Here is a 26,927-nt window from a genome sequence, read left to right as displayed (position 1 = left end):
CGGCGCCATCGCGGCGCCGGATTGCGGAGGAACGTAACAGCGGCACTGTCACCCGGAAAGACCCCGGAAAGACCTTGCGTAAGTTTTCTGCAAGCGGACCTGATCGTTACGCCCGCGTATCCCGTCGGTAGCCACCCAGGCGCTTGACAGGGGCGCCGCAGGGCCCCGTAGTGCGCCTTCGCGCGCCACGCACCCCTGCAAGCTCTTTCGCAAGACATTGCAGAGCTGTTACGTTCACCGGCATGACCCAGGAGCTCACGACCTCCCTCCAGGCCGGGCCCGCGCGATCCTCCGAGGGGACCCGCTGGTGGCGGGACGCCGTCATCTACCAGGTGTACGTCCGGTCCTTCGCCGACAGCGACGGCGACGGCATCGGGGATCTGCGCGGTGCGCGCGAGCGGCTGCCGTATCTCGCCCGGCTCGGGGTGGACGCCGTCTGGCTGACGCCGTTCTACGCCTCGCCGCAGGCCGACGGGGGCTACGACGTGGCCGACTACCGCGCCGTCGATCCGCTCTTCGGTACCCTCGGGGACGCCGACGACCTGGTGCGCACCGCCCATGAGCTGGGGCTGCGGGTGATCGTCGACGTGGTCCCCAACCACACCTCGGACCGCCATCCGTGGTTCCTCAGCGCGCTCGCGGACCGGCCTCGGGGGGCGGCCCGCGAGCGCTATCTCTTCCGTCCGGGCCGGGGCGCGGACGGTGAACTGCCGCCGAACGACTGGGAGTCCGTCTTCGGCGGCCCCGCCTGGACCCGTACCACAGGACCGGACGGCACCCCGGGCGAGTGGTATCTGCACCTCTTCGCTCCCGAGCAGCCCGACCTGAACTGGGACTGTCCTGAGGTCCGCGAGGAATTCGACTCCGTGCTGCGCTTCTGGCTGGACCTGGGCGTGGACGGATTCCGTATCGATGTCGCGCACGGCATGGTCAAGGCCCCGGGGCTGCCGGACATCGGCCGCACCGAGCAGGCCAAGCTGATCGGCTCGCAGGTGCTGCCGTTCTTCGACCAGGACGGGGTCCACGAGATCCACCGCGGCTGGCGGCGGCTGCTGGACTCCTACCCCGGGGAGCGGATCGGCGTCGCCGAGGCATGGGCGCCCAGCGCCGAGCGGCTCGCCCTGTACGTACGCCCTGACGAGCTGCACCAGGCGTTCAACTTCCAGTTTCTCAAGTGCCCGTGGGACGCGGCCGCGATGCGCGAGGTGATCGACGAGTCGCTGGCCGCCACCGCCTCGGTCGGCGCCCCCACCACCTGGGTGCTCTCCAACCACGACGTGGTCCGGCACCCCACCCGGTACGCCGACGGCGGCCCCGGGCAGGGGCTGCGGCGGGCCCGGGCCGCGGTGCTGCTCACCCTGGCGCTGCCGGGGTCCGCGTATCTGTACCAGGGCGAGGAGCTGGGCCTTCCCGAGGTGCTCGACCTGCCGGACGAGGCCCGCCAGGACCCGGCGTTCTTCCGTACCTCCGCCGAGGGGCAGGACGGCCAGGACGGTCAGGAGGGCCGTCGCGACGGCTGCCGGGTGCCGCTCCCCTGGTCGCGTTCGGGCCCGTCGTACGGGTTCGGTCCCGGCGGCAGCTGGCTGCCGCAGCCCGCCGGATGGGCGGACACGTCCGTGGAGGCGCAGACCGGCGACCCGGAGTCCACACTGGAGCTGTACCGCGCCGCGCTCGCCCTGCGCCGGGAGGTGCCGGGCCTGGGCGACGGGCCGATGAGCTGGCAGCCGGCCCCGGCGGGGGTGCTCGCGCTGTCGCGTCCGGGCTTCCTGTGCACGCTCAACACCCTCGGCGACGAGGTCCGGCTGCCCGTCCCGGGGCGCGCGCTGCTGTCCTCAGCACCGCTGGCGTACGACGCCGATACGGTGCGCATTCCCGCCGAATCCTGCGTGTGGTGGGCAATCTGACATGCGACCGGTAAGGTCCCACTCCATGACCGCACGGCTTGCCGACATCGCAGCCCAGGCGGGGGTCAGCGAAGCCACCGTCAGCCGCGTCCTCAACGGCAGGCCGGGGGTGGCCGCGGCCACCCGCGAGTCCGTCCTCGCCGCCCTGGACGTCCTCGGCTACGAGCGGCCGGTGCGGCTGCGGCAGCGCAGCGCGGGGCTGGTGGGACTGATCACCCCCGAGCTGGAGAACCCGATATTCCCCGCGCTCGCCCAGGTGATCGGGCAAGCGCTGACCCGCCAGGGCTACACCCCGGTGCTGGCCACCCAGACCCCCGGCGGCTCGACCGAGGACGAGCTGACCGAAATGCTGGTGGACCGGGGGGTGGCCGGGATCATCTTCGTCTCGGGGCTGCACGCGGACACCTCGGCCGATATGCAGCGCTATGACCAGCTGCGCGGCCAGGGCGTGCCGTTCGTGCTGGTGGACGGCTTCTCGCCGAAGGTGCGGGCGCCGTTCATCTCCCCCGACGACCGGGCGGCGATGCTGCTGGCCGTCACCCATCTGGTTTCCCTCGGGCACACCCGGATCGGGCTGGCGCTCGGGCCCAGGCGGTTCGTCCCCGTACTGCGGAAGATCGAGGGCTTCCAGCACGCGATGCGGGACCGGCTGGGGGTGCCGCCCGAGGAGTCCGAGGAACTGATCCAGCATTCGCTGTACACCCTGGAGGGTGGTCAGGCGGCGGCGGGCGCGCTGATCGACCGGGGCTGTACGGCGGTGGTGTGCGCGAGCGACATGATGGCGCTGGGCGCCATACGCGCGGCCCGGCGGCGGGAGCTGCGGGTCCCGCAGGACGTCTCGGTGGTCGGCTTCGACGACTCCCCGCTGATCGCCTTCACCGACCCGCCGCTGACCACCATCCGCAAGCCGGTGCAGTCCATGGGGCAGGCGGCGGTGCGGGCGCTGCTGGAGGAGATCGGGGGCACTCCGGCGCCGCCCAGCGAGTTCGTCTTCCTGCCCGAACTGGTGGTCCGGGGGTCCACCGCGGCGGCTCACGGCGCCCGCCCGTAACGGGACATAACCGCACCCCGTATCGGACATCTCTGGCAGACTGTTGCCCTATGGGTGAAGCGACATCTCGGACCGCGATGGACCGGCTGCGGACGCCGCGGCGGCCCCGGCTCTGGTTCGAGAGCGTCCTGATCGTGGTCAGCTACTGGACGTACTCCCTGATCCGCAACGCCGTCCCGGAGCAGCGCGCCGAGGCCCTGCGCAACGCGGGCTGGATCTGGACTTGGGAGCACCGGCTCGGCATGGCCTTCGAACGCGGCGTCAACCATGCGAGCGACTCGATCAGCTGGCTGATCGTCGGCATGAACTACTACTACGCCACGCTCCACTTCATCGTGACGCTCAGCGTGCTGGTGTGGCTCTACCACTGGCACCCCGGTCGTTACGCCGCCATGCGGCTGGCCCTGTTCGCGACCACCGGCGTGGCCCTGCTCGGCTACTACCTCTTCCCGCTGGCCCCGCCCCGGCTGATGCACGGCGGGCATTTCATCGACACGGTCGTGGTGCACCACACCTGGGGCTCGATGGCCTCGGGGAACCTGGCCACCATGTCCAACCAGTACGCGGCGATGCCCTCGATGCACATCGGCTGGTCGCTGTGGTGCGGCCTCACCATCGCCACCCTGGCCCGCCCGGTGTGGGTGCGGATCCTGGGGCTGCTGTACCCGACAGCGACGCTGCTGGTGATCGTCGCGACGGCGAACCACTTCTGGATGGACGCGGTCGGCGGTGTCATCTGCCTGTCCTTCGGCTTCGGACTGTCGTACGCCTGGTACGGAGAGCTGCCGTACCGGCTGCCGAAGCAGGTGACCGGCCGGCGGCGGGCCCCTGAGGGCGAGCTGCGCCCCGCCTAGCCCTTTTCGGCGCCTGCCTGCACGGTTTGATCGGCCCCGGCCGACCCGCCATTCTGATGCACCGTGTACATCACCGGCGCCACTTCTGCGACTCCCGCACCCATCGTCACTCCCGCCACCGCCGCGTCGCCGGAAGCCCTGCTCCCGCGCCCCCGGGCCGCGGGGCCGCGCTTCCGGCTGGTGGCCACCGACCTCGACGGCACCCTGCTGCGCGGCGATCTGACGGTCTCGCCGCGCACCCGTGCGGCGCTGGCCGCGGCGGGCCGCGCCGGGGCGCGGCACCTGGTCGTCACCGGGCGCCCGGCCGCGTCCTGCCGGGAGTTCCTGGTGGCGATCGGCTACCGGGGGCTCGCGGTGTGCGGACAGGGCGCGCAGCTGTACGACGCGACCGCCGACCGGCTGCTGGTCTCGGCCGCGCTCGACCGCGACCTGGGCCGGTCGGTGGTGGAGCGCACCGAGGCGGCCCTGGGCGCGGGCCCGCTGGAGCTGGCCGTGGTGACCGCCGCGCCGGAGAACCACTTCGTGGTCACGCCCGGGTTCGCCGAGGGGCGGCGGCCGGGGTGGGACCGGATGGTGGACCGGGAGGCGCTGTGGGCGGGGCCGATCGAGAAGGTGCTGATGCGCCACCGGGAGGTGGCGGACGACCGGGTCGCGGCGGCCGCGGCCCGGATGGGCGCGGGCGAGGTGTCGGTGACCCACTCGGAGAAGGGCATGGTCGAGGTGCTGCCCTCGGGCATCACCAAGGCGGTGGGTGTCGAGCTGGCCGCCGACCGGATGGGGTTCACCCCCGCGGACACCATCGCCTTCGGCGACATGCCGAACGACATCCCGCTGCTGGGCTGGGCCGGATACGGCGTCGCGATGGGCAACGCGCATCCGGATCTGATCGCGCTGGCCGACGAGGTGGCACCGCGCAACGACGAGGACGGGGTGGCGGTGGTGCTGGAACGGCTGTTCGCGCACAGGGCGTCCGCTTGAGCGCATCGTGATCCCGGCTTGCGCCCGACTTGCTCGCGACTTGCCCCCGACTTGCGCCCGGCTTGAGTCGCCCCCAGAGCCCTTGACGGTGATTACACAACTAAACAGAATGTCCAAGGTGCGAGTTGAACCCCATTACGTCGACGAGCGCTCCGGCGCCACATACCCGATCGACGAGCCGCGCTGGTGCGGCGACGACGGCGCCCCGCTCACCGTCTCCGCACTGCCCGGCATCACCCCCGCGCAGGTGGACACCGGGGTCCGGTCGCTGTGGCGCTACCGAGCGGCCCTCCCGGTGCGCATCGACACCCCGGTGTCCTTGGGAGAAGGATGCACACCGCTGGTCGAGAAGGACTGGGGCGAGGGTCGGGTCCGCTTCAAGCTGGAGTGGTTCAGCCCCACCGGCAGCTTCAAGGACCGCGGCACCAGCGTGATGATCTCCCTGCTGGCGCAGCGCGGCGTCCGCGAGGTCATCGAGGACAGCTCCGGCAACGGCGGCGCCTCCGTCGCCGCGTACTGCGCCGCCGCCGGAATCCGGGCCCGCATCCTCGCCCCGGAGTCGACGTCACCGGCCAAGGTCCTCCAGAGCCGGGCGTACGGCGCCGAGGTGCGGCTGGTGCCCGGCGACCGGGACGCCACCGCCGCCGAGGCGCTGCGCCAGTCGGCCGCCACGTACTACGCGAGCCACAACTGGCACCCCTTCTTCCTCCAGGGGACGAAGACCCTCGCGTACGAACTGTGGGAGGACCTGGGCTTCACCGCCCCCGACGCCGTGGTGACGGTGGCCGGCGCCGGGTCCACCGTGCTCGGCTGCGACCTCGGCTTCGGCGAGTTGCTGACGGCGGGCCAGATCGCCCGTAGGCCCCGGCTGCTGGTCGCCCAGCCGGCCAACTGCGCGCCCATCCACGCCGCGTTCCACGGCGGGAGCGCCGCCCCGGCCTTCGCCCCCACCGTCGCCGAGGGCACGGCCATCCGCGAACCCGTCAGGCTGCCGGAGGTGGTGAGCGCGGTCCGCCGCTCCGGCGGCGACATGGCCGCCGTCCCCGAGGACGCCATCGTCGCCGCGGTCCGCAGGCTGGCCGCGACGGGGCTGTACGCCGAGCCGACCAGCGCGACCGCGGCCGCGGCGATCGACGTCTTCCGGGCCCGCGGCGCGATCCGCCCCGGGGAGACGACGGTCGTGCTGCTGACCGGCTCGGGGCTGAAGGCGGCGACGACGATGGGCGCCCTGTTCGGCCCGGAGGGCGGTGGGCCGCGATGACCGATACGACCGACGAGCAGCCGCGCGGCAGCGCCGAGGACGAACTGCTGCTGCGCGAGGCCGAGAAGATCGTCACCGCCATCGGCCGGATGTTCCCCGGTCTGTGCGAGGTGGTGCTGCACGATCTGCGCCGCCCCGACCAGGCCATCCGCGCCATCGAGTCCAATCTCTCCGGCCGGTCGGTCGGCGATCCGGCCACCGAACTCGGCCTGGCCCGCATCGAGGACCCGGACTTCCCCGGCATCGTCCAGAACTACTCCAACCGTTTCCCGGACGGCCGCCCGGCCAAGAGCACGTCCATCGGCATCAAGAACAGCGCGGGCACCTACATCGCCGCCGTCTGCCTCAACCTCGACGTCTCCCTCTTCGCCAGCGTCGCCCGCAGCCTCACCAACCTGGTCCGCACCGACGACCAGGAACAGCCCCTGATGGAGACCCTGCGGGCCCGGACCGTCACCGAGCTGCGCACGGTCGTCGAGGAGTTCGCCGCGGCCCGCGGCCACACCCCGCGGGGCCTCGGCACAGCCGCCAAGAAGGAACTCGTCCGCTCCCTCCAGACCCGCGGCTTCCTCCAGGTCAAGCACTCGGTGCAGGTGGTCACCGAACTCCTCGGCGTCTCCCGCGCCACCGTCTACAACTATCTGCGCTCACCGTGACTCAGTCCGGCGCCGCCGTGCACTGCTCGGAGGGCGGGCGGCCGTCCGGCCAGGCCAGCTTCTCGAACACGATGTGCCGGTCCTTCCTCGGCGACAGCCGCACGATGGCCACCGCCTTGTCGTACGGCGTCCCGTAGCCGTTGAGGCAGATCCAGCCGCTGGCCCCGCGCACCATCTGGTCCCCGTGCAGCCGCGGCCACGCCGCCGCGATGGAGCCCAGGTCCGGCACCTGCCCCTTGGTGGTGGTGCGGTTGCGGATGCCCGCGACGGCCGTCGTCGCCGAGTCGTAGGTGGTGATCGTCCGGCCGTCGGCGAGCCCGGTCGGGCCGATGTCGCCGACCTCGGAGGACTTGCCGCCGCCACCTCCGACGAGCTTGCTGAGGCCGCGGAAGTCGACCGCCGAACCGCCCGTCGCGGGCGGGCTGCCGGTGGTCCAGGCGCTCTCATGGGTGATGGTCGCGTACTCGACGGTCAGCCCGGCGCCGTAGGAGAACGCGCCCCAGTCCATCGAGGGGTCGTACGCCAGCGTCGACGCGCCCGAGACCGTGACCACGCGGTAGTGCTGGTCCGCGCACCCGCGCTTGCCCAGTGCCCTGATCAGCTGGGCGAGCGCGGGTGGGCGGCCGGAGAAGTAGACCGTGGTGGCCCGGGAGTCGCAGAGGTTGTTGACCATCTGGACGAAGTCGTTCGGGATGGCCTTCGACGAGTCGTACTCCTCCGAGTACGGCGTGCCCCGCGTCTCCTCGCGGAACGCGGCGCGCAGCGACCGCGCGTAGAGGTCGTCGGCGTGGGTGTCCTCCACCAGGAAGGTGTCCCGGGGCTTCACCTTCAGATGGTGGGTGAGCGCCTGCGCCTGGTCGCGGTTGGACGGCACGACCTTCGCGAACCCCGGGTATCTCCGGGGGTGCGCACGGTCGTTGCCCAGATCGTCAGCGGTGATCGGACCGCCGACGACCGCGATGCCCTTCTCCCTGGTCAGATAGGCGATGGTCTGCTCGGTGCGGGTGACGCTCAGGTTGAACCCGAAGACCGCGCGCAGCCGGTCCTTCCCCGACCGCGCCATCCCGGCGAGCTGGTCCGACACCTCCTTCCAGCGGGTCATGTCGCGGCCCGGGTTGGCGAGCACCAGACGGATCGCCGGTTCGTCGTCGCTCTCGTGGTTCGCCCGGTACTGCGCGAGATACGCGCCCTGGACCTCCCGTACGACCTGGGCACGCTCCGCCACGTCGTCCTCCCGGAACGTCATGGGGATCATCAGGGCGATGGTGGCGTACGCCTTGCCGCCCTCGGTGACCCTGGCGTTCTCGGCCTTGATGCGGTCCGACACCGGGCCCAGCCCGGGCATGAAGGCGTAGCCGCCGTCGGTGACGCCCGTGCACTCGTCGTCGTCCGCGCGCTTGTCGACCCCGGCGCCGCACGAGCGGTCGGGCGTCAGCGTGACGACGCCCACCGCCACCAGGGCGCCCACGACCACGCCGGCCAAGGCCCAGTTGAGGGCGCGGCGGATCGGCGGGAGGGCGGAGTGCCAGTTCCGGATGGCTCTGAGGGGATGGTTCATCGGCTGCTTCCCTTGACTGGGAGGTCAGGGGCCTGCACCCCGCTGACCAGGGCGTCGATCCAGCCGCCGGCCGCGATGGCGTCGACATACGCGTTGTACGCCCGCTCGCGGCGCGGGCTGTTGCCGTAGTCGGAACACAGCGCTTCCAGCGCTGTCCCCACATGCACCAGGTCGGCGTCCCGGTAGCTGGGCGGCACCGCCGACAGCGGCGCCGACAGCCGCCATACGGTGGCCAGCAGCCGCCGGATCGCGGCGTGGACGCGCCGATCGGTCCCGGGCTCGCAGGACGCGCACGGAGGCAGGTCGTCGGTCGCCTCTTCCGGCGGGTCCTCGGTGGCGAAACCGGCCCACGCCTGGGGCGCGGCCGCGATCAGGTTGAGATCGCCCAGCCACTCGGCGGGGGTGCGGTGGAGATAGCGGTAGTGCAGCGCCCGCACCACCAGGGTGTCGATGCGGCCCTGGGCGAGCGCGTGGTGCAGATAGCGCGGATCGTGCCGGTCCGAGTCGTGGGAGCGCACGTCGCCGTCGTTGTAGCGGGCGGCCGACAGGGCGTGCAGCCGGGTCCAGGACGCCTCGTCGGCCCCGGCTCTCAAACAGTGCAGCAGGAGCGCGCGCAGCGCCCGGTCGGTGATCAGCGGCGGCTGCCCGGCGGGCCCCGGCGGCCAGGGCCTGTGGTACCAGTGCGGCCGCTCGAGGGTGGCGTCCCGCAGCCGCCTGACCCGCAGTTCGGGGCTGAGGCCGGGCAGCGCGGCGCGATCGGCGCGGAGCAGTCGCGCCGCGGCCTCCGCGTCCAGCGCGGGCGCGATCCGTAAGCCCTCCGCCCGTACGTCCCGGTCGGGCAGCAGCCGGGCCAGCAGCCGCGCGCCCACGGGTTCCGCCGCGCCGGGTACGGCAAGTGACAGCAGCTGATCGAGGGCGAACGGTTCCGGCCCGCGCAGCCGCGCCACCGCGGCCCCGGCGAGCGCCAGGGCGTCGCCCGTACGCCCGCCGCTCAGCCGGTCGATCACGGTGGGCAGCGACGGCGGGTACGCGGCGTCGCCGAGCATCGTACGGATCTCCGCCTCGCCGACCCTGGGGATGCCGAGCCGCAGCAGCCACGCGTGCGGCGGGCACCGCTCCGGCTTCGTCCACGGGGGCGCGTCGGTGGTGAGCGCGCCCGGTGCGGAGCCGTCCCCGAGCGAGGTGACGAAGACGGCGGGGAGCATGACGCGCCCGCGCCCTCGCCACTCCCGGGTCTCCCGTGCGTACCGTGCGACGAACGGGTCGAGGAAGCGCTCGCGCAGCGCCTCGTCCACGTCGTCCAGCAGGATCAGCGACGGATGCTGGGTCCTGCGCGCCCAGGGGCCGTACGCGCCGTTGATGTCCGCCAGCAGCGCGGCGATCAGATCGGCCTCCACCTCGGCCCGGTCCGCCCCGCCCCTGCGGAACTTCCGCACCAGCGCGAACAGCCGCTGCACGGCGTCGCCGTCGATCCGGTCCAGATGGGAGCGCCACCACGACGAGCCGTCCCGGCCGTCGTCGCCCCGCGCGAGCAGGGTGTCGGTGGCGGCGCTCAGCACCTCCTGGAGTCCCGGCACCCCTGGCAGCAGTCCCGCCACGACCCCGCCCAGCGCGTTCAGCCAGCGCCCGATGACCACCTTGCGCGCCTGCGGGTCGGGGTTGCGCTGCGCCAGGATGTCGCCCAGCTCCTCCTCCGCCGCCACCAGATCGGCGGGCGCCACCTCCGCGCGATCGTGGTCGTCCGGCCGCCAGGCGGTGATCACCAGCAGCGCGGGGAAGAGCCGGGGGAAGGTCAGGGTGCGGCTGTTGCCGTCGCGCTCGTAGCCGAGCTGATGGGAGACGGTGAAGAGCAGGTTGGTCACCGGGGACGCGTTCGCGGTGTCCAGCCGGGCGCGGTCGCCCTGATCGTCGGCCGAGTACGGCCCCTCCCCCAGGTCCACCCGGGCCGTGGGCACCGCCGCGTGATAGCCGTCGTAAAGGGCGTCCAGCAGCGCCGTCTTGCCGCTGGCCCGGCCGCCGACGACCTCCACCACGGGCTCACCCGCCGGGAACCGCCGCTTCTCCCACGGCCCGCCGCCCGGCGGCATCCCGAGCAGGGCAGGGGCGAGCGTGTCCATGACGCGGCTGAGGTTGTACAGGCCGCTCCCCATCGTGCCCCCCGTGGCTCGCCCTTCCCCCGCTATACCCCCGTGGCGCGCCCCTGTACCCCGGTGCCCGTACGGAGGTCAGGCGATCCAGCGGTAGCGGTGCTCGGGGCGGCCCGTGCCGCCGTAGCGCAGGGTGACCTCGGCCTGGCCCGTATCGGCGAAGTACTCCAGATAACGGCGCGCGCTGACCCGCGAAAAGGCGCCCGCCTCGGCGCATTCGGCGGCGGACAGCCCGTCGGCGTGGGCCCGCAGGGCCCGCTCGACGAGGTCGGCGGTGTGCGCGGCCAGCCCCTTCGGCAGCTCGCGTGAGGCGCGCGGGCGCCCGCCGAAGATCTGGTCCACGTCCTCCTGGCGCGCCTCGCCGAGGGCGTCGAGCCGGGCGCGCAGGGCCGCCGCGTGCCGCAGCTGGTCCTGGAGCGCGGCCCGGTCGAACGGCTTGATGAGGTAGTGCAGCGCCCCCGCGCGCAGCGCCTCGCGCACCACGTGCGCGTCCTTGGCGGCCGTCACGAACAGGGCGTCCACATGAGGCCCGCCGTCCCGCTGCCTCGCGCGCAGCTCGCGCAGCACGCTGATGCCGTCCATGTCCGGCAGATAGATGTCGAGGAGCAGCAGGTCGGGGCGGAGCTCTTCGGCGGCGCGCAGCGCCTCGGCCCCGGTGTGCGCGACCCCGGCGACAGTGAAGCCCTCCGTGGCCGCCACGAAGCGGCTGTGCAGCTTGGCGACCATGAAGTCGTCCTCGACGACCAGCACTGTCGTCACCGGTCGCCTCCCTTCTTACGAACGCCCCGCGGACACAACGACCACAAAATCCTTTAATACCGGAAGCGAGACAGCCCGGTAACCCATAGGCAACATGTGGCCCACCTCACAGGCAAGCCCGAAAGGTGGTGTCACCAGGTGCGACAGCGTTCGAGCCTGCCGCTGCCCCCTGCCCTGCGTACCCCGCTCGCCGTCCTCTCCGCAGCCCTCCTCGTCCTCCTCGCGCCGCCGTTGCTCAGCTCCGGGGACGGCTCCTCGAGCGGAACCCACATTCCGGGCCTGCGCTTCATGGTGCCCAACACCCCCGGCGGCGGCTACGACATCACCGCGCGCACGGCCGCCAAGAGCGCCGAGGACGCCGATCTCGCCAACAACATCGAGGTCTTCAACCTCCCCGGCGCCGGCGGCACGGTCGGGCTGAGCCAGCTGGTCGCCGAGCGCGGCAACGGCAAGCTCGCGATGTCCATGGGGCTCGGCGTCGTGGGCGCCGTCCACACCAACCACGCGCCCTCCTCGCTCGCCGACACCACGCCCATCGCGCGGCTCACCGAGGAGCCGGACATCGTGGTCGTCGCCAAGAACTCCAAGTACCGGACCTTCGAGCAGCTCCTCGCCGACTGGCGCAAGAAGCCGCACGGGCTCCCGGTGGGCGGCGGCTCCTCGCCCGGCGGGCCGGACCACATCGCCCCCATGCTCATGGCCAAGGCCGCCGGGATCACCCCGAAGACCGTCAACTACATCGCGTACGACGGCGGCGGCGAGCTGCTCGCCTCCGTCCTCGGCGGCAAGGTCGCCTTCGGCGTCTCGGGCATCGGCGAATACCTCGACCAGATCAAGTCCGGCGATCTGCGGGTGCTCGCGGTCACCAGCGCCGAGCGGCCCAAGGGGCTCGACGCCCCGACGCTCAAGGAGTCCGGTCTTGACGTGACGTTCACCAACTGGCGCGGCATCGTCGCCCCGCCCGGCCTGAGCGACAGCGAACGCGACAAGCTCACCGGCCTGATCGACGAGCTGCACGCCTCGCAGGAGTGGAAGGACGCCGTCAAGCGCAACCAGTGGACCGACGCCTATCTGCCGGGCGAGGACTTCGGGCGCTTCCTGGACGCGCAGGACAAGCGCGTGGACACCGTGCTGAAGGAGCTGGGCCTGTGACCGACACCCCCGACACCCCCGAGGCCCCCACGCTCGCGGACCGCCTCCGCGGCCGCTCCGAACTCGGCGTCTGCGCGCTGCTGCTGATCCTCGGCGTCCTCGTCCTCGGCGACGCCCTCACCATGGACGCGAGCTTCACCCAGCGCGGCCCGGTCGGCCCCAAGACCGTGCCCGTCGTCGTCGGCGCCGGGCTGCTCCTGGTCGCCGTCCTCCTCGCCGTGGACGTACTGCGCGGCGGGCGCGGCGAGGCCGAGGGCGGCGAGGACATCGACCTGAGCGCGCCCGGCGACTGGCGCACCGTGCTCCTCCTCGGCGGGGTCTTCCTCGGCAACGCCGTCCTCATCCAGCCGCTCGGCTTCCCCATCTCCGGCGCGCTGCTCTTCTGGGGCTCCGCGTACGCGCTGGGCAGCCGCTCCTTCCACCGTGACCCGATCATCGCGGCCGTCCTGTCGGTGGTCACCTTCTTCGTCTTCGACCGGCTGCTCGCGGTGCCACTGCCCGGCGGGCCGCTCATGGGGGTGCTCTGACCCGATGGATTCCCTGAACTCCCTCCTGGACGGCTTCGGCACCGCCCTCTCCCCGCTCAACCTGCTGTGGGCGGCCGTCGGCGTGCTGCTCGGCACCGCGATCGGCGTGCTGCCCGGCATCGGCCCGGCGATGGCGGTCGCGCTGCTGCTGCCCGTCACGTACGGGCTCGACCCCACGGCCGCGTTCATCATGTTCGCGGGCATCTACTACGGCGGCATGTTCGGCGGCTCCACCACGTCCATCCTGCTCAACACCCCGGGTGAGACGGCGGCCGTGGTCGCCGCGATGGAAGGCCATCCCATGGCCAAGTCCGGGCGCGGCGCCCAGGCCCTCGCCGCGGCCGCCATCGGGCACTTCGCGGGCGGCATGATCGGCACGACCCTGCTCGTGTTCCTCGCCCCGACCGTCGCCGACCTCGCCGTCGACATCGGCGCCCCCGACTACTTCGCCATCATGGTGCTGGCGTTCGTCGCCGTGACCTCCGTCCTCGGCAGCTCCCGCATCCGCGGCTTCGCCTCCCTCCTCATCGGCCTCACCCTCGGCCTCGTCGGCCTCGACCGGCTCACCGGACAGCAGCGGCTCACCTTCGGCTCGCTCCAGCTCGCCGACGGCATCGACGTCGTGATCGTCGCCGTCGGGCTCTTCGCCATCGGCGAGGCACTGTGGGTGGCCCTGCACCTGCGCACCCGCCCCGACCAGCCCATCCCCGTCGGCCGCCCCTGGCTCGGCAAGGCCGAACTGCGCCGCACCTGGCGCCCCTGGCTGCGCGGCCCCGCGATCGGCTTCCCCTTCGGCGCCATCCCCGCGGGCGGCGCGGAGATCCCCACCTTCCTCTCCTACGTGACGGAGAAGCGGCTCTCCAAGCACCGCGACGAGTTCGGCAAGGGCGCCATCGAGGGCGTCGCGGGCCCCGAATCCGCGGCCTCCGCGTCCGCCGCGGGCACCCTCGTCTCCATGCTCACCCTCGGCCTGCCCACCACCGCCGTCGCCGCGGTGATGCTCGCCGCGTTCCAGCAGTACGGCATCCAGCCGGGCCCGCTGCTCTTCGAACGCGAACCGGACCTCGTCTGGGGCCTGATCGCCTCGCTGTTCATCGCCATGGTCCTGCTGATCGTCCTCAACCTGCCGCTCGCCCCCCTCTGGGCCAAGCTGCTGAAGGTGCCCCGGCCGTACCTCTACGCGGGCATCCTCTTCTTCGCGGCGGTCGGCGCCTACGCGGTCGGCGGCGAGCCGCTGGACCTGGTCATCCTGCTCATCATCGGCCTGCTGGGCCTGCTCATGCGGCGCTACGGACTCCCCGTACTCCCCGCCGTCATCGGCGTCATCCTCGGCCCCGGCGCCGAACTCCAGCTGCGCCGCGCACTCCAGATCAGCGACGGCAGCCTGACGGGCCTGGTCAACACGCCCTTCGCGGTGACCGTCTACACCGTGATCCTGCTGATCGTGGCCTGGCCGCTGGTCCGCAAGCTGCTCCCGCGCGCGAGGACGGGAGCCTGAGGCGGCGTTGTCCCGGTCTTGCTCCGCGGAGCGGGCCGGGGCAGCATCCCCGTCCATGGGACAACCTGCCGAAATCCTCCGCAACGGCCAAGTCGAGCTGCGCCGTTGGCGTGCGACCGACCTCGATCCCCTGCACCGGGCGATCGAGGAGTCACTCGATCACCTCATGCCGTGGATGCCCTGGGCCGCCGTCCAGGAGCGGCAGCAGACCGCCGCGTACCTGGAGCGGAGCGAGAGGGAGTGGGATTCGGGCGAGGTCTACGGCTACGCCATCACCACGGAGGACACGGTCGTCGGCAGCTGCGGGCTCGCGCGCCGGATCGGCCCCGGCGGACTCGACATCGGGTACTGGCTCCACCCCGCGTGGACGGGCCATGGCCTGGCCACGCTGGCGGTGGAGGCGCTGGTCCGGCAGGGTTTCGCACTGCCGGGGATCGACCGGCTCGAGATCGTCCACGACGAGGCCAACCTGCCCAGCGCCGCGATCCCGCGCCGCCTGGGCTTCACCGAGGTCGCACGTCACCAGGTCCCCGGCGGCCCTACTGCCCCCGGCGAGGTGGGCATCGATGTGATCTGGCGGATGCACAAGCCGACCACCGCACAACACTCATAACCACCGCTTCTTCCCACCAGACCAACCAGCTCTTGGACTTATGGCCCCGGCTCCCGTCACCCTGAAACACATGGAGACCACGGGGACCATCAAGGACGCGATCGCGGCCGAACGACGCGAACTGGCCGACCTGTTGGACACCCTCACCCCCGCACAGTGGGACACCCCCTCGCTGTGCGCGGGGTGGCGGGTCCGGGAGGTGGCGGCGCACATGTCCCAGGGCTTCCGCTACGGGCTGCCCCGCACACTCCTCGCACTCCTCAAGACGCGCGGCAGCCTCCACCGCGTGACCGACCGCCTCGCCCGCCAGGACGCGGCCACCATCCCTCCCGCCCAACTCGCCGCACACCTCAGCGACAACGCCGACCACCCCTGGAAGCCCCCGGTCGGCGGCATCACCGCGGCACTGGGCCACGACGTGATCCACGGCCTGGACATCACGGTCGCCCTGGCCCTGGACCGCCACGTCCCCGAGTCCCGCCTACGCCCCCTCCTGGCGGCCGTGTCCCCCAGAACCCTGAAGTTCTTCGGCGCCGACCTCACCGGCGTCCAGCTCCGCGCCACCGACCTCGACTGGACCTACGGCACGGGCTCCCGCGTGACCGGCGCCGCCCAGGACCTGCTGCTGGTCGCCTACGGCCGCAAGCTCCCGCCGGGCCACCTCCACGGCGAACCCGCCGCGCGGTTCGTCACCGCCTGAGTAGCAATCACCTTCATGTCAACTGCGGGCCCTCGTAAAGGAAGTCGTAATAGTCCTCACTTCCGACAAGGACGGAGGTGAAATACACCGGAAGGCCACCGGGGCAGCGTGGAACCTCTTGTGAGGTTCGCCGGGTGAACCCGAACGAGACACCGGGAATGTACGCGTATTCACCATCCGCCGGATCGACGCTCCAGCCACGGTCGGCTGCCCGCTGAAGGATGTCGTCGGCAGGCGTCTGGAATACGTCGTCGCCCTCCAGGAGCACCCGCGTACTCGTTTCCCGCCCTTCGCCGGGCCACCACAGTTCGACCGCCGTGACGCGCTGGGCCTTCTCCAAGAGAACCTGAACACCGACTCGGTCACAGACGGTGGAGATATCCGCGGAAGCCCCGCCGCGGCGCTGGTGCACCTTGGGCTCTCCCCAAGGGGACACCGCGGCCACCGCCTCGTTCAGCGTCATTCCGAGCCGTACGGGCGCCACCCCACGAGGCGGATCCAGTACAAGGTCCATCGACGGTCACCCATTGCCTTCCGGTGCGGATTACCACAGTTGGAGGATGTCAGCGTTTGAATCAAACCGGCCCCTGTCTCCACCGAGGCCGGGGAGACAGTGGGAGCGGAGCGCCCCGGTCATGGCGGAGATCAGGAACTCGGCACACGAATGCGGATGATGTTCCCACTCGGGACCGCGCCCTTCGTTGAGCATAGTGGACCAGTCATTGGGTATTTGGCCGGGCTTCGCGAGCCAGTAAAGGTAGGCCCCGCTGCCTTCGACATAGGCCCAGGGGATGAGACGGGCACCCTTTTGCGCCAGTTCGACAGGCACCGGCTCACCAACCTCCCAGAGTCCGGCGAGGACTTCCGCACGTCTCGCGGTGAGAGAAAGGAGGTTGTAGTCCTCAACAGGGCAATACGGGTCGAGCAACCATATGGTCTCGTTGAAGACACCTCCCCCGTAGATATGGACGAGCTGCTTGTAGTCGCCGGGCAGCTCCGTCGTGAGTTGCCGCTCGACGGGCCGCCAGTCGCGCAACAGCGGGGTGGAGGGCGGTGTGATGAGCTGGGTGACGCTTTCGACCGCAGGATGCATGGGCCTCTCGTATCACGCCACTTGGGGTGGGCGAGGACGGAGTCGAACGCGCACGACCGGACCGCGACCGGATGCACTTGCCATGCCCGCTTCACACCCAAGGGGAGCCGATGGGTACCATCGGCCGTCACACGGGGGACGGGGTTAGGGACGATGAGGCAGTTCATACGCGCGCGCCGCAGGGTCGTTTGGGCCGGGGTCGCCATCGCGGTGGCCGTGGCGGCGGGGTTGGGTACGTGGGCCACGGGCACGTGGCCGTTCAACGGCAGGGGCACGTACTGCTGGGGGGCGTGGGAAGAGGACAGCGGGCCGGAGTTCCTGAGCGGTGAGGCCGAGCGTACGTCCGAGGAGACCGCGCCGACCGCGGAGCGGCCGCGTGGCCGGTGCACGGTCGCGTTGCATGCCGAGGAAGTCGGCAGCGACGGCGAGAAGAACGTCGACACGACCGAGATCAGGGTCGGTTACGGCCCCGCGCCCGAGGGTGCCGCGCGGCGTATGACGTGGATCGGCGGGTATCTCAGCGGCCGTGCGATGCCGCTGCCGGACGGGCTGCCGGGGGTCACCGACGGGAAACACGCGCTGCTGGTGCTGCCCGAGCGGTGCGATACGCGGGACGGGCGGCCGACCGCCGTCACGCTGGACGCGAAGGCGGAATCGACCTGGAGCGGCGGCACGTTGCCGGCGGACGCGGGGCTCGGCGATGCCCGTTCCGTGGCCGAGCTGCTCGTAGCGGCCGCCAACCGGGGCATGGAGGCGGCGGGGTGTGCCGGGGCGAAGCCGCTGCGGGTCGTCTCGCCGGTGCTCACCCTGCCCGAGGAAGTGGAGTCCTACCGCTCCCCCATGTGCCGGATCAGGGGGCTGGAGCTGGGCAAGGCGGCGGAGTACCTGGAGTACCAGGTCGGCGCGGTCACCCGGGACCTCCAGTTGTGTTCGGTGCGGACCAGGCCCGGCGGGGACCGGTACTTCGACGCCGTGATGGTCGCCCAGCCGCGGCTCGCCGCGCTGTTCGACGGCGCCACGGGCAGCAAGGCGCCCGCGCGCGGATGGCGCGGCACGGGGGTGTTCGCCGACGACTACAAGGTCGTACGGGCCGACTGCGCGGGGCGCCCCGCCACCTTCCTGATGCTGGCCCCGTCCCTGCGACGGCAGACCGCACCGCACTTCGTCACCTTCACCAACGCCGTGACGCAACACATCGGTTGCGCGCCTGTCGCACCCGGGGGGTCCGGTCGATGACCGACGTGGAGAGCAGCGGCGTGGAGAGCAGTGACGTGGAGAGCAATAAGGACAGCCGGTCGTGGTGGCGGCGTCTGACCCGTGGGCGGCTGCGGCTCGGCGTGACCATGGGGGTGGCCGGGGCCGTCGCCGGGGCGTTGCTGGGCGGCGCGGGAGTGGCCTGGCAGGCGGAGGCGGGTCCGTTCGCGGACGACCGGGCCTGCTGGGGTGCGCTCGACCGGGACGATGTGGCGGCGCTGTTCGGCGGCAAGACGGACATCAAGACGTCCGAAGTGCCCATCACCGCGGGTCGCGGCGGCAGCGAGGGCCCGTCGGGCATCTGTCGTCTCACCTCGCCGCGCGGCTCGCAGGTCACCGCCCAGGCGCACCGGCTGGACCCCCGGTTCGGCGGCGCGGGCGACCGGTGGGCCGATGAGTACCTGTCCTCCCGGCTCACTCCGCTGGGCGGCGGGCTGCTGGGCATGGCCTCGGACTCCCGGGCGTGGCTGGCGGTGCCCGAGGGCTGTGTCGGCCGGCAGAGCGATATCGACGGCCCCGTCGTGATCGACGTGGACGGCGGCTGGACCATCTACGACGACGGGGTCAATACCGCGGCGCGCGATCAGCTCGCCCGCGCCGTGGTGAAGCTCGTCAACGGCTACATGGCCGACCGGGGGTGTTCCGGCACCCTCGCCGACCCGGTGGACCGGTTGCCGAAGCCCGCGCGGTTCCTGGAGGAGAAGCCGGACGCCCTGTGCGGCATCGAGGGGCTGCGCCTCCCCGGCGCGGACAGGCACTATGCGCTGGAGCGTCCCCTGGTGACCCGGGGCGCGGGCCCGGTGCGCACCTGCGACCGCGATGTGCTGTTCGGCCACCCGAAGCTGCGGCTGATGACGGTCGAGGACCCCCGGCTGGCCGCGCTCTACGGGTCGCTGTCGCTGGACGGCGCCGCCCACCGGATCAAGGCCCGGGACCGTGACGGGGTCGGCTTCGTCAGGGACGACCTCGGCCTGTTCCAGGCGGAGTGCCAGACCGGCCCGGTCACCTTCCTGGTGCGGGCGGACGACGGCAGCCGCCCAGGGGACATCCGTGCGCTCCTCCCCCGCTACGTGGCCGCGGAGGCCGACCGCATCGGCTGCGGGCCGCTCCGGATCACCGTCCCCGGGGACGCCTGACGGCCCACGGCTTCGGGGGCGGGACCTGCCGCACCGCGGGGCCTGTCGCTTAGGCTCGGCAGCGGGCCTTGATCACGGCAGGGCGTGGGACGGAGACACGGGACGGAGGCGGCACGCATGGCCGTACCGCAGGGACGCAGGAGCAGCACCTTCACCCGGCTGCTCCGGCACGGCTTCACCGACCCCTCCGCTGCGCAGCGGCTGCTGGACTCGCCCGAGGTGGCGGGCGTACGGACGGACTCGGTGCTGCTGGACGCGCTCGGCGGGACCGCCGATCCGGATCTGGCGCTGCGCGGGCTGGTGCGGATGGTGGAGGCGCTGCCCGAGGAGTCCGGCGACGGTGAGGAGGCGGGGACGCGGCAGGCGCTGCTGGACACGCTGGTCACCGCCAAGCCGCTGCGGGACCGGCTGCTGGGGGCGCTCGGGGCGTCCGAGGCGCTGGGCGATCATCTGGCCCGGCATCCGCAGGCCTGGCACGCGCTGGTGACGTACGAGCCCGCGGATCTGCATCCGACGACGCCCGAGTTCGAGCAGGCGCTGGCCGAGGGGATCTGGGGCGGCCCCGGGGCTGGGGTGCCGCGGCCGGACGCGCTGCGCGTCGCGTACCGCCGGGCGCTGCTGGCGATCGCGGCGCGCGATGTGTGCGGGACCACCGATGTCACGCAGGCGGCGGCCGAGCTGGCGGATCTGGCGACGGCGACGCTGCGGGCGGCGCTGGAGATCGCCGCCGAGGAGCAGCCCGAGGACGCCGCGGCGTGCCGCCTGGCGGTGATCGGGATGGGGAAGTGCGGCGGGCGCGAGCTGAACTACGTCTCGGACGTCGACGTGATCTTCGTGGCGGAGACCGTGGACGGGGTGGAGGAGGGCAAGGCCGTACAGGCGGCCACCCGGCTGGCCGCGCGGCTGATGCGGATCTGCTCGGATGTGACCATCGAGGGCACGATCTGGCCGGTGGATGCCAATCTCCGGCCTGAGGGGCGCAACGGGCCGCTGGTGCGGACGCTCTCCAGCCATCTGGCCTACTACCAGCGGTGGGCCAAGACATGGGAGTTCCAGGCGCTGCTGAAGGCCCGGCCGGTGGCGGGCGACGGCGCGCTCGGGCAGGCGTACGTGGACGCGGTGGCGCCGCTGGTGTGGCAGGCGTCCGAGCGCGACAACTTCGTCTCCGATGTGCAGCAGATGCGCCGCCGGGTCGTGGAGAACATCCCGGTCGCGGAGATCGACCGGGAGCTGAAGCTGGGCCCCGGGGGCCTGCGGGACGTCGAATTCGCCGTACAGATGCTCCAGTTGGTGCACGGGCGGACGGACGACACGCTGCGCAGCGGCACCACCCTGGACGCGCTCGCCGCGCTCGCCGCGGGCGGCTACGTGGGGCGTACGGACGCGGCCGCGCTGGACGAGGCGTACCGTTTCCTGCGCTCCATGGAGCACCGCATCCAGCTGTACCGGCTGCGCCGCACCCATCTGGTGCCGGAGGACGAGGCGGATCTGCGGCGGCTGGGCCGGTCGCTGGGCTTCCGTACGGAGCCGGTCGCCGAGCTGGGGACGGCGTGGCGGCGGTACGCGCGCGAGGTGCGGCGGCTGCACGAGAAGCTGTTCTACCGGCCGCTGCTGGACGCGGTCGCCCAGCTGGAGCCGGGCGAGGCGCGGCTCAGCTCCCGGGCGGCGGGGCAGCGTCTGGAGGCGCTGGGCTACGCGGATCCGAGCGGCGCCCTACGTCATTTGGAGGCTTTGGCGTCCGGCGTGACCCGGAAAGCGGCGATTCAGCGTACGCTGCTGCCCGTGCTGCTGGGCTGGTTCGCCGATTCCGCAGACCCGGACGCCGGGCTGCTGGGCTTCCGCAAGGTCTCCGACGCGCTGGGCAAGACGCCCTGGTATCTGCGGCTGCTGCGGGACGAGGGCGCGGCCGCGGAGAATCTGGCGCGGGTGCTCTCCGCCGGGCGGCTCGCCCCCGATCTGCTGCTGCGCGCCCCCGAGGCGGTCGCCCTGCTCGGCGATCCGGAGGGGCTGCGGCCGCGCGGCCGCGGCCATCTGGAGCAGGAGGTGCTGGCCGCGGTGGGCCGCGCGGACGGGGCCGAGCAGGCGGTGGCCGCGGCGCGCGGGGTGCGGCGGCGCGAGCTGTTCCGTACGGCGGCGGCGGATGTGATCGAGAGCGCGCGGCTGGCCAACGGGGCGGTGCGGCCCACCGTGAGCTGGCCGCCGCCGGGCGGCGACGAGACGCAGGCCCCCGGCGCGGCCGCCGGGCCGTCTGCCGCCGGACGGTCTGCCGGACCGCCTTCCGGACCTTCGAAGGCGCCTGAGGTGCCGCGCGCGCTGCGCGACTCCGAACCCCACGTCCCGGCCCGCCCCGCGGCTCATGCGGCGCCCGCCGAGGAGCCGACGACGGACGCGGCGACGCTGGCCGACATGGTCGGCGACGCCGTATCCGACCTCAACGCGGCGACCATCGCGGGCGCGCTGCGCGCCGCCGTCCGCGACACCTGGGGCGACGAACTGCCCACCCGGTTCGCCGTGATCGGCATGGGCCGGTTCGGCGGCCACGAGCTGAGCTACGGCTCCGACGCGGACGTGCTGTTCGTCCACGAACCGCGCGAGGGCGCCGACGAACAGGAGGCGTCGCGGGCCGCGTTCGCCGTGGCCAACGAGATGCGGCGGCTGCTCCAGCTGCCCACCGCCGACCCGCCGCTGCTCATCGACGCCGACCTGCGCCCGGAGGGCAAGTCAGGACCGCTGGTGCGCACCCTCGCCTCGTACGCCGCGTACTACCGGCGCTGGTCGCTGGTCTGGGAGAGCCAGGCGCTGCTGCGCGCCGAGCCGGTCGCGGGCGACCCGGAGCTGGGGGCGCGGTTCATCGAGCTGATCGACCCGCTGCGGTATCCGGCCGAGGGGCTGGGCGACGACGCCATCCGCGAGATCCGCCGCCTCAAGGCCCGGATGGAGTCCGAGCGCCTGCCGCGCGGCGCCGACCCCACCACCCACGCCAAGCTGGGCCGCGGCGGCCTCAGCGATGTGGAGTGGACGGTGCAGCTGCTCCAGATGTGCCACGGCTGGGCGGAGCCGGGGCTGCGCACCACCCGCACCCGCCGGGCCCTGGCCGCGGCGCACGCGGCCGGGCTGATCGGCACCGAGGACGCCCAGACCCTGGACGAGGCGTGGGTGCTGGCCACCCGGGTCCGCAACGGCGTGATGCTGGTCCGCGGCCGCCCGGGCGACACCTTCCCCAGCGACTCGCGCGAACTGGCCGCGGTGGGCCGCTACTTGGGCTACGGCCCTGGCCACGTGGGCGAGATGCTGGACGACTACCGCCGCACGACGCGCCGGGCGCGGGCGGTAGTGGAGCGGCTGTTCTACGACTACGAGGACTGACCCGCCGTTACGAGCAGGGCGCGTCGCGCGGGGCGCCGGGCGGCAGCAGTCTGCGCTCGGCGGCGGTGAAGTCGCGGCCCACGGCGGCGCAGAGGCGGCGGAAGGCGCGGTCCGGGTCGAGGTCGGTGGCCTGGAACCAGCCGTCGCCCATGGTGAGGAGGCGGCCGTCGCCGACGGTCGCGGCGCGCATCTTGCTGAGGTAGGGAAATTCCGCGACCGAACCGCCGGTGTCGACGTCCCAGACGGTGAAACGGGGCTCGAACGCAGACATACCTTGAGTGACCAACCGGTCGCGTGCGGCGAAGCCGACCAGGTCATCGTTGGCACCGATCGGCAGGGTCTTGTCCAGCACGGTGCCCTGGTCGACGTCCCACACCCGCACGAAGTTGTCGGAATTCTCCGTCGCCATGCGCTCCCCGTCGCGGGTGAAGCCGATGCTCCGGTTGGTGCGCTCATCAACGTTCCGCCCCTCGACGGGACCCACCGAGAGGGTCTTGAGGCGCTTGCGTGCGCGCAGGTCCCACAGCTGGACTTTTCCGTCCCTGAGTCCGTCCCGCGTGACCACCGCTACCTGGCCGGGGTGCCCGGGCCGGGCGCGGAACTGCCCGTAGGACGCGAAGGGGTCGGAGGCGGTCTTGGGCGTCATGCGCCCGACGTTCACCGGCCGGGTCAGGGGTTTGCCGGTGGCCGTGTCGATCCGTACCAGCGTGCCGTCCGCGGTGAGAACGGCGACTTCGCTGCCGCGCAGGGGCTCTACTGCCTCCACCTCCTCACCCGATCCGCCGGGCAGGATCGCCGCCAGATCCAGCACGATGCCCCGCCTTGGATCGTCCGTGGAGACCACGTGGAGACGCCGCGGTCCCCGGCTCCAGAGGATGAGCCGTCGTGAATCCGCCGTCCACGACGGATTCCAGCCGTCCGGCAGTCCGGACGCCGAGGGCGGGGTCGCCGTCCTGCTCGCTCCCTCATCTGTGGGCAGGAGCTCCAGACGCTTTCCGGAGACCGCGGCCACACGCTTGCCGTCCGGGGAGGGGGCCATGCGCAGGGTGGTCGCCTCGGCACCGGGGTCGTGCCGGGGCAGCGTCACCGGCACGGCCCGAGCGGTTATGAGCGCGTCCCCTGCGGCGACGAAGACGGTCAGCGTCCCATCGGCACGCGCCATGGCACCCACGCCGTGGTCCTCGATCGCGTCGACGGAGGAGGACAGCGGCACCCTGGTCCCGTACGTCTTGCCGGTGCGCAGCGCGGTCAGCGTCAGCTGGGCGTAGTGCCCGTCGTCGGAGGACTCCGGCGAGAGGGTGTACTCCGCGGTGACGTCCGGTTCTGTGCTGGTGTCGTCGGGCGCGTTCGCCACGTGCCTGGCCGTGCGGTCGGCCTTCAGCACCCGTGAGACGAGCCCCTTGCCCATCAGGAGGAGTTCACCACCTCCCCTGATATCTGCGGAGTCACCTCCGGGCACCTTCCGCACCAGACGGCCCGTGCGCAGGTCGCGGAGTTCCGCCCGAGCGCGGACACCTTCGTGGGAGACGCTGGTGAGCACCACCATGCCCGGATCGGCGGTGAAGGCGGCGCCCGAGAGATACTGGTCGAATTTCAGGTCCCGCCCCAGGGGCAGCCGGCGGCCGGTTCGCACGTCCCATGCGGAGAATCCGGGACGGCGTTCGTTCTGCGACGTCAGCGTTCTGAGCAGCCGTCGGCCGTCGCTGCTGAAGTCCAGGGTGATCTCGCTGACCTTGAGGCCCGCCTCGTCGTCCGTGCGCAGGACGCGCGGCCCCGTGCGCTCGCGCAGGTCCCAGACGCGGACGTCCCCGTCCGCCGTGCCGATGGCGTAGCTGTGGCCGTCCGGGCTGACGGCACCGCTGGCCTCCGAAATGGGGACACCCGACAGTCGCCATGGGCGGGGGCGTCCCTCCGGCAGGCCGGTGACCACCGTCACGACGCCGCGCTTGCTCCGCTCCGGCACCGAGCGGATCACCACCGTACGGCCGTCCGGCGTGGCCGTCATGCGCGAGAAGCGGCCCGGCCACAGGGCGGGGTGGCTGCCGGTGAGCCGCAGCCCCCGGACGTACTGGCGCAGCAGTGCCGCCGACGCCTGCGGGGTGCCGCGGGTGCGCCAAGCGGCGAGGGCCAGTTGCAGCGAGGTGGCGGGCTGGCTGCCGAGGCGGCGGTTGGCGGCCTCGGCGAGCAGGCCGGAGGCCTCGGTGCGCCGCTGCTGCTCGATCCGCTGCTGACCGCTCCAGGCGACGAACGACAGCGCCGCAGCCACCAGGACCAGGGCGGTGAGCCCGGCGGTCACGATTCGCCACCGCCGTCTGCCGCGGCGCTCATGGCGGCGGCTCAGCTCGATGTAGTGGCGTTCCGCGGGGGTGATGTCCTCCGGCTTCCGGGCCAGGCGGTCGACGGCCGTCGCCAGGGTGCCGCCGCGCAGCAGGTCCGCCGGTTCCTCGCCCTGCTCCCGCCAGCGCCGCAGATCGCCGCGGAGCCTTTCCTGCCAGGCCCGGAACTCCTGGGAGTCCACGAGCCAACGGTGGAGCCGCGGCCAGAGCCGGGTCAGCGCCTCATGGGCCAGGTCGACGATCTCCTCGCCGTCGGGCGCCCGGCCGTGGACGACCAGTTTGGTGGGGCTCAACCGGCTTGCGAGGTCCCGCAGTTCGGGTTCGAGGTCGGCCGTACGGACGGGCAGGCGGGAGAAGCCGCCGCTGTCGTCGGGGCGGGTGAGCTGCGCGAACAGCCGCCGGACGGTGGGCTCCTCGGCCTCGGTGACACGGTCGCGGAAGACGTCCTCGGCGTAGCCGACCAGCGCTCCGGGGACGCCTCCCAGGGCGTCGTACGTGGCGTGGGTGAGCATCGACTCGCTGCGCCGCTCCCACAGCCGGGTCAGGGCGAACTCGACCAGGGGCATCCGCCCTGGCTCTTCCGCTGCGTCGGCGGCGATCCGCTCGGGCAGCCCCGGCTCGAACCACAGCCCGGGGACGGCGTCGACCGGGGCGGTGATCGCGCGGAGCAGATGGTGCGAGGAGAGCGGGGCGAGGAAGCGGGTGGCGTCGCTGAGCACGTTCGCCGTGTGCGGGGTCACCAGGGTGTCGAGGGTTTCGGGCCGGGCGGTGACGACGATGCGCAGGGCGCGCTCCCGGGGCGGCCCGGCCTCGCCGCCGAGGGCGATCAGGAGGCCGAACAGCTCGCGTGCGGCGGCGGGTTCCGAGGCGGCGTACTCCTCGAACTGGTCGACGAAGAGCAGATGCCCGCCCTGGCCGCCCAGGGCGGCCAGGCGCGCGCCCAGGTCGGCCGCCACGCCGTTCGACGCCTGCCGGGAGTCGGGCGCACGGACGGCATCGGGCTCAGGCGCCGCGGACCCCTGGAGCAGTGCGGCCAGCTCCGCCGCCCTCCGCAGCCGTTCCACCTCCCCCGCGTCCGGCTCCAGCAGCGGCATCACCGTGCGGGCGAGGGCGGCGGCCGGGGGCGCCCCGGGGACCGGGCGGAGTTCGGAGACGGTCACCCCCCGCGCCCGTAACGGGGGCAGCAGACCGGCCCGGACCAGGGACGACTTACCGCATCCCGACGGGCCGACGACCACGGTGAGCATCCCGCGGTCGAGGGCGTCGCGCAGCCGCCGGGCGTCGTCCTCCCGCCCGTGGAAGAACTCCTCGTCCTCCTCCCGGAACGGCGACAGCCCCCGGAAGGGGCAGCGCGGGCGCAGCACCCGCTCGTCGACCAGCGACGCGGACGGGATGAGATAGGCGGTGGTCGAGGCGTCGCCCCGCTGGACGGCCACGGTCATGCCGACGACGCCGCCCTGCTCCTCGTCCCACACCGGGGACCCGCTGAATCCGGGCGAGACGCGACGGCCCGTCGGCTCCGACTCCATCTGGAGCCAGCCCGCGCCCTGCGGCCCGCGCAGCGTCCCGGCCGCCCATACGCCCTGTTCGCCGCCCCGGGGGTAGCCCAGTACGCGGAAGCCGTGGCCCCATACCTGGGTGCCGTCGACCAGCGGCACCGGGCGGGCGCCGCGCACCGGGCCGTCGAGCCGCAGCAGCGCGACGTCGGCGCTGCCGTCGTCGGCCCACCGCCAGGTGACGACGGTGGCACGGCCGTCCGGTACGGCCCCTTCCGCGTCCCGTAGCAGCGGGAAGTCCAACGCCACCGCGTCGGCCGGGGGTTCCTCGGGGACATCGTCCAAGTCCAGCGCCCGGGCGACGACATGGGCGCAGGTGCACACCACGTCCGCGGCCACGAGGAATCCGGCTCCGACCACGGTCCCGGAGCTGGTGCGGATCCGCACCAGCGCGGCCGTCAGGACATCCTGTTCACGAACAGCCGTCACCGCATGTCCCCCGGCCCCCGTCGTGTCAGCCCCGCGCAGCCCCCTGGCTGCGGCGCGTCACACTTCACGGTAGCCGACACCGGGTCAGGGGGACGAGGC

The 26,927-nt window shown here is 72.7% G+C and carries 20 protein-coding genes; 14 read left to right on the top strand and 6 right to left on the bottom strand.

The window, feature by feature from the left end; all coding sequences use genetic code 11:
- Positions 1-242: 242 nt before the first annotated feature.
- The 6 genes from ACH4TL_RS26445 (at position 243) to ACH4TL_RS26420 (ending at position 6,704) form a co-directional block, all read left to right on the top strand.
- Positions 243-1,904, top strand: a complete 1,662-nt coding sequence (locus ACH4TL_RS26445; protein WP_398320400.1) for a glycoside hydrolase family 13 protein — start codon at positions 243-245, stop codon at positions 1,902-1,904.
- A gap of 25 nt (positions 1,905-1,929) precedes the next feature.
- A complete protein-coding gene (locus ACH4TL_RS26440) occupies positions 1,930-2,955 on the top strand; it encodes a LacI family DNA-binding transcriptional regulator (protein ID WP_398320403.1) in 1,026 nt (341 codons plus the stop codon).
- Positions 2,956-3,005: 50 nt separating this feature from the next.
- A complete protein-coding gene (locus ACH4TL_RS26435; RefSeq protein ID WP_398320406.1) occupies positions 3,006-3,809 on the top strand; it encodes a phosphatase PAP2 family protein in 804 nt (267 codons plus the stop codon).
- 177 nt (positions 3,810-3,986) lie between these two features.
- Positions 3,987-4,787: an HAD family hydrolase gene (locus tag ACH4TL_RS26430; RefSeq protein WP_398320690.1), complete on the top strand. Its 801-nt coding sequence runs from the start codon at positions 3,987-3,989 to the stop codon at positions 4,785-4,787.
- 109 nt (positions 4,788-4,896) lie between these two features.
- On the top strand, positions 4,897-6,048 hold the full coding sequence (locus ACH4TL_RS26425; RefSeq protein ID WP_398320409.1) for a pyridoxal-phosphate dependent enzyme: 1,152 nt from the start codon (positions 4,897-4,899) through the stop codon (positions 6,046-6,048).
- A complete protein-coding gene (locus ACH4TL_RS26420) occupies positions 6,045-6,704 on the top strand; it encodes a transcriptional regulator (protein ID WP_398320412.1) in 660 nt (219 codons plus the stop codon). The genes ACH4TL_RS26425 and ACH4TL_RS26420 overlap by 4 nt, the downstream gene beginning before the upstream one ends.
- Before the next feature lies 1 nt (position 6,705).
- Here the strand turns inward: ACH4TL_RS26420 and ACH4TL_RS26415 are convergent, their stop codons facing one another.
- From ACH4TL_RS26415 to ACH4TL_RS26405, 3 genes are all read right to left on the bottom strand, one after another.
- A complete protein-coding gene (locus tag ACH4TL_RS26415) occupies positions 6,706-8,262 on the bottom strand; it encodes a hypothetical protein (protein ID WP_398320415.1) in 1,557 nt (518 codons plus the stop codon).
- Positions 8,259-10,412: a hypothetical protein gene (locus ACH4TL_RS26410; RefSeq protein WP_398320418.1), complete on the bottom strand. Its 2,154-nt coding sequence runs from the start codon at positions 10,410-10,412 to the stop codon at positions 8,259-8,261. Before ACH4TL_RS26410 ends, ACH4TL_RS26415 begins: the two co-directional genes overlap by 4 nt.
- A 75-nt stretch (positions 10,413-10,487) precedes the next feature.
- Positions 10,488-11,168, bottom strand: a complete 681-nt coding sequence (locus ACH4TL_RS26405) for a response regulator (RefSeq protein WP_398320421.1) — start codon at positions 11,166-11,168, stop codon at positions 10,488-10,490.
- A 174-nt stretch (positions 11,169-11,342) separates the two neighbouring features.
- Here ACH4TL_RS26405 and ACH4TL_RS26400 point away from each other — a divergent pair, with 174 nt between their 5' ends.
- The 5 genes from ACH4TL_RS26400 to ACH4TL_RS26380 all read left to right on the top strand — a co-directional run bounded on the left by ACH4TL_RS26400 (position 11,343) and on the right by ACH4TL_RS26380 (position 15,658).
- Entirely contained in the window at positions 11,343-12,320 is a 978-nt protein-coding gene (locus ACH4TL_RS26400) for a Bug family tripartite tricarboxylate transporter substrate binding protein (RefSeq protein WP_398320693.1), read from the top strand.
- Complete coding sequence (locus ACH4TL_RS26395; RefSeq protein ID WP_398320424.1) at positions 12,317-12,847, top strand: tripartite tricarboxylate transporter TctB family protein; 531 nt, start codon at positions 12,317-12,319, stop codon at positions 12,845-12,847. Before ACH4TL_RS26400 ends, ACH4TL_RS26395 begins: the two co-directional genes overlap by 4 nt.
- A gap of 4 nt (positions 12,848-12,851) precedes the next feature.
- Positions 12,852-14,345, top strand: coding sequence for a tripartite tricarboxylate transporter permease (locus ACH4TL_RS26390; RefSeq protein ID WP_398320427.1), 1,494 nt, complete (start codon positions 12,852-12,854; stop codon positions 14,343-14,345).
- Between the two features lie 55 nt (positions 14,346-14,400).
- On the top strand, positions 14,401-14,958 hold the full coding sequence (locus ACH4TL_RS26385; RefSeq protein WP_398320430.1) for a GNAT family N-acetyltransferase: 558 nt from the start codon (positions 14,401-14,403) through the stop codon (positions 14,956-14,958).
- A 70-nt stretch (positions 14,959-15,028) separates the two neighbouring features.
- A complete protein-coding gene (locus tag ACH4TL_RS26380) occupies positions 15,029-15,658 on the top strand; it encodes a maleylpyruvate isomerase family mycothiol-dependent enzyme (protein ID WP_398320433.1) in 630 nt (209 codons plus the stop codon).
- Between the two features lie 13 nt (positions 15,659-15,671).
- On the opposite strand, the gene ACH4TL_RS26375 is transcribed toward ACH4TL_RS26380, so the two are convergent.
- Together ACH4TL_RS26375 and ACH4TL_RS26370 are read right to left on the bottom strand one after the other, a co-directional pair.
- Positions 15,672-16,172 carry a hypothetical protein gene (locus ACH4TL_RS26375; protein ID WP_398425351.1) on the bottom strand — a complete coding sequence of 167 codons (501 nt, stop codon included), beginning with the start codon at positions 16,170-16,172 and terminating at the stop codon, positions 15,672-15,674.
- Between the two features lie 30 nt (positions 16,173-16,202).
- Positions 16,203-16,751, bottom strand: coding sequence for an SMI1/KNR4 family protein (locus ACH4TL_RS26370; protein WP_398320439.1), 549 nt, complete (start codon positions 16,749-16,751; stop codon positions 16,203-16,205).
- 153 nt (positions 16,752-16,904) lie between these two features.
- Here ACH4TL_RS26370 and ACH4TL_RS26365 point away from each other — a divergent pair, with 153 nt between their 5' ends.
- The 3 genes from ACH4TL_RS26365 to ACH4TL_RS26355 all read left to right on the top strand — a co-directional run bounded on the left by ACH4TL_RS26365 (position 16,905) and on the right by ACH4TL_RS26355 (position 22,507).
- Positions 16,905-17,987 carry a hypothetical protein gene (locus tag ACH4TL_RS26365; RefSeq protein WP_398320442.1) on the top strand — a complete coding sequence of 361 codons (1,083 nt, stop codon included), beginning with the start codon at positions 16,905-16,907 and terminating at the stop codon, positions 17,985-17,987.
- Positions 17,984-19,141, top strand: coding sequence for a hypothetical protein (locus tag ACH4TL_RS26360; RefSeq protein ID WP_398320445.1), 1,158 nt, complete (start codon positions 17,984-17,986; stop codon positions 19,139-19,141). The genes ACH4TL_RS26365 and ACH4TL_RS26360 overlap by 4 nt, the downstream gene beginning before the upstream one ends.
- A gap of 117 nt (positions 19,142-19,258) precedes the next feature.
- Positions 19,259-22,507, top strand: coding sequence for a bifunctional [glutamine synthetase] adenylyltransferase/[glutamine synthetase]-adenylyl-L-tyrosine phosphorylase (locus ACH4TL_RS26355; RefSeq protein ID WP_398320448.1), 3,249 nt, complete (start codon positions 19,259-19,261; stop codon positions 22,505-22,507).
- A gap of 7 nt (positions 22,508-22,514) precedes the next feature.
- Here the strand turns inward: ACH4TL_RS26355 and ACH4TL_RS26350 are convergent, their stop codons facing one another.
- Positions 22,515-26,828, bottom strand: a complete 4,314-nt coding sequence (locus ACH4TL_RS26350; protein ID WP_398320451.1) for a trypsin-like peptidase domain-containing protein — start codon at positions 26,826-26,828, stop codon at positions 22,515-22,517.
- Positions 26,829-26,927: the final 99 nt, after the last annotated feature.

The organism is Streptomyces sp. NPDC021115, assembly GCF_044333065.1.
GTDB lineage: Bacteria > Actinomycetota > Actinomycetes > Streptomycetales > Streptomycetaceae > Streptomyces.
The sequence above is the reverse complement of the archived record's forward strand: the minus strand, read 5'-3'. Positions and strand labels throughout refer to the sequence as shown.

What these genes read in the sequence shown, in the direction of transcription:
- ACH4TL_RS26445 (WP_398320400.1), top strand. Translation starts at nt 243, where the DNA reads ATGACCCAGGAGCTCACGACCTCCCTCCAGGCCGGGCCCGCGCGATCC.
- ACH4TL_RS26440 (WP_398320403.1), top strand. Translation starts at nt 1,930, where the DNA reads ATGACCGCACGGCTTGCCGACATCGCAGCCCAGGCGGGGGTCAGCGAA.
- ACH4TL_RS26435 (WP_398320406.1), top strand. Translation starts at nt 3,006, where the DNA reads ATGGGTGAAGCGACATCTCGGACCGCGATGGACCGGCTGCGGACGCCG.
- ACH4TL_RS26425 (WP_398320409.1), top strand. Translation starts at nt 4,897, where the DNA reads ATGTCCAAGGTGCGAGTTGAACCCCATTACGTCGACGAGCGCTCCGGC.
- ACH4TL_RS26420 (WP_398320412.1), top strand. Translation starts at nt 6,045, where the DNA reads ATGACCGATACGACCGACGAGCAGCCGCGCGGCAGCGCCGAGGACGAA.
- ACH4TL_RS26415 (WP_398320415.1), bottom strand. Translation starts at nt 8,262, where the DNA reads ATGAACCATCCCCTCAGAGCCATCCGGAACTGGCACTCCGCCCTCCCG.
- ACH4TL_RS26410 (WP_398320418.1), bottom strand. Translation starts at nt 10,412, where the DNA reads ATGGGGAGCGGCCTGTACAACCTCAGCCGCGTCATGGACACGCTCGCC.
- ACH4TL_RS26390 (WP_398320427.1), top strand. Translation starts at nt 12,852, where the DNA reads ATGGATTCCCTGAACTCCCTCCTGGACGGCTTCGGCACCGCCCTCTCC.
- ACH4TL_RS26385 (WP_398320430.1), top strand. Translation starts at nt 14,401, where the DNA reads ATGGGACAACCTGCCGAAATCCTCCGCAACGGCCAAGTCGAGCTGCGC.
- ACH4TL_RS26380 (WP_398320433.1), top strand. Translation starts at nt 15,029, where the DNA reads ATGGAGACCACGGGGACCATCAAGGACGCGATCGCGGCCGAACGACGC.
- ACH4TL_RS26375 (WP_398425351.1), bottom strand. Translation starts at nt 16,172, where the DNA reads ATGGACCTTGTACTGGATCCGCCTCGTGGGGTGGCGCCCGTACGGCTC.
- ACH4TL_RS26370 (WP_398320439.1), bottom strand. Translation starts at nt 16,751, where the DNA reads ATGCATCCTGCGGTCGAAAGCGTCACCCAGCTCATCACACCGCCCTCC.
- ACH4TL_RS26365 (WP_398320442.1), top strand. Translation starts at nt 16,905, where the DNA reads ATGAGGCAGTTCATACGCGCGCGCCGCAGGGTCGTTTGGGCCGGGGTC.
- ACH4TL_RS26360 (WP_398320445.1), top strand. Translation starts at nt 17,984, where the DNA reads ATGACCGACGTGGAGAGCAGCGGCGTGGAGAGCAGTGACGTGGAGAGC.
- ACH4TL_RS26355 (WP_398320448.1), top strand. Translation starts at nt 19,259, where the DNA reads ATGGCCGTACCGCAGGGACGCAGGAGCAGCACCTTCACCCGGCTGCTC.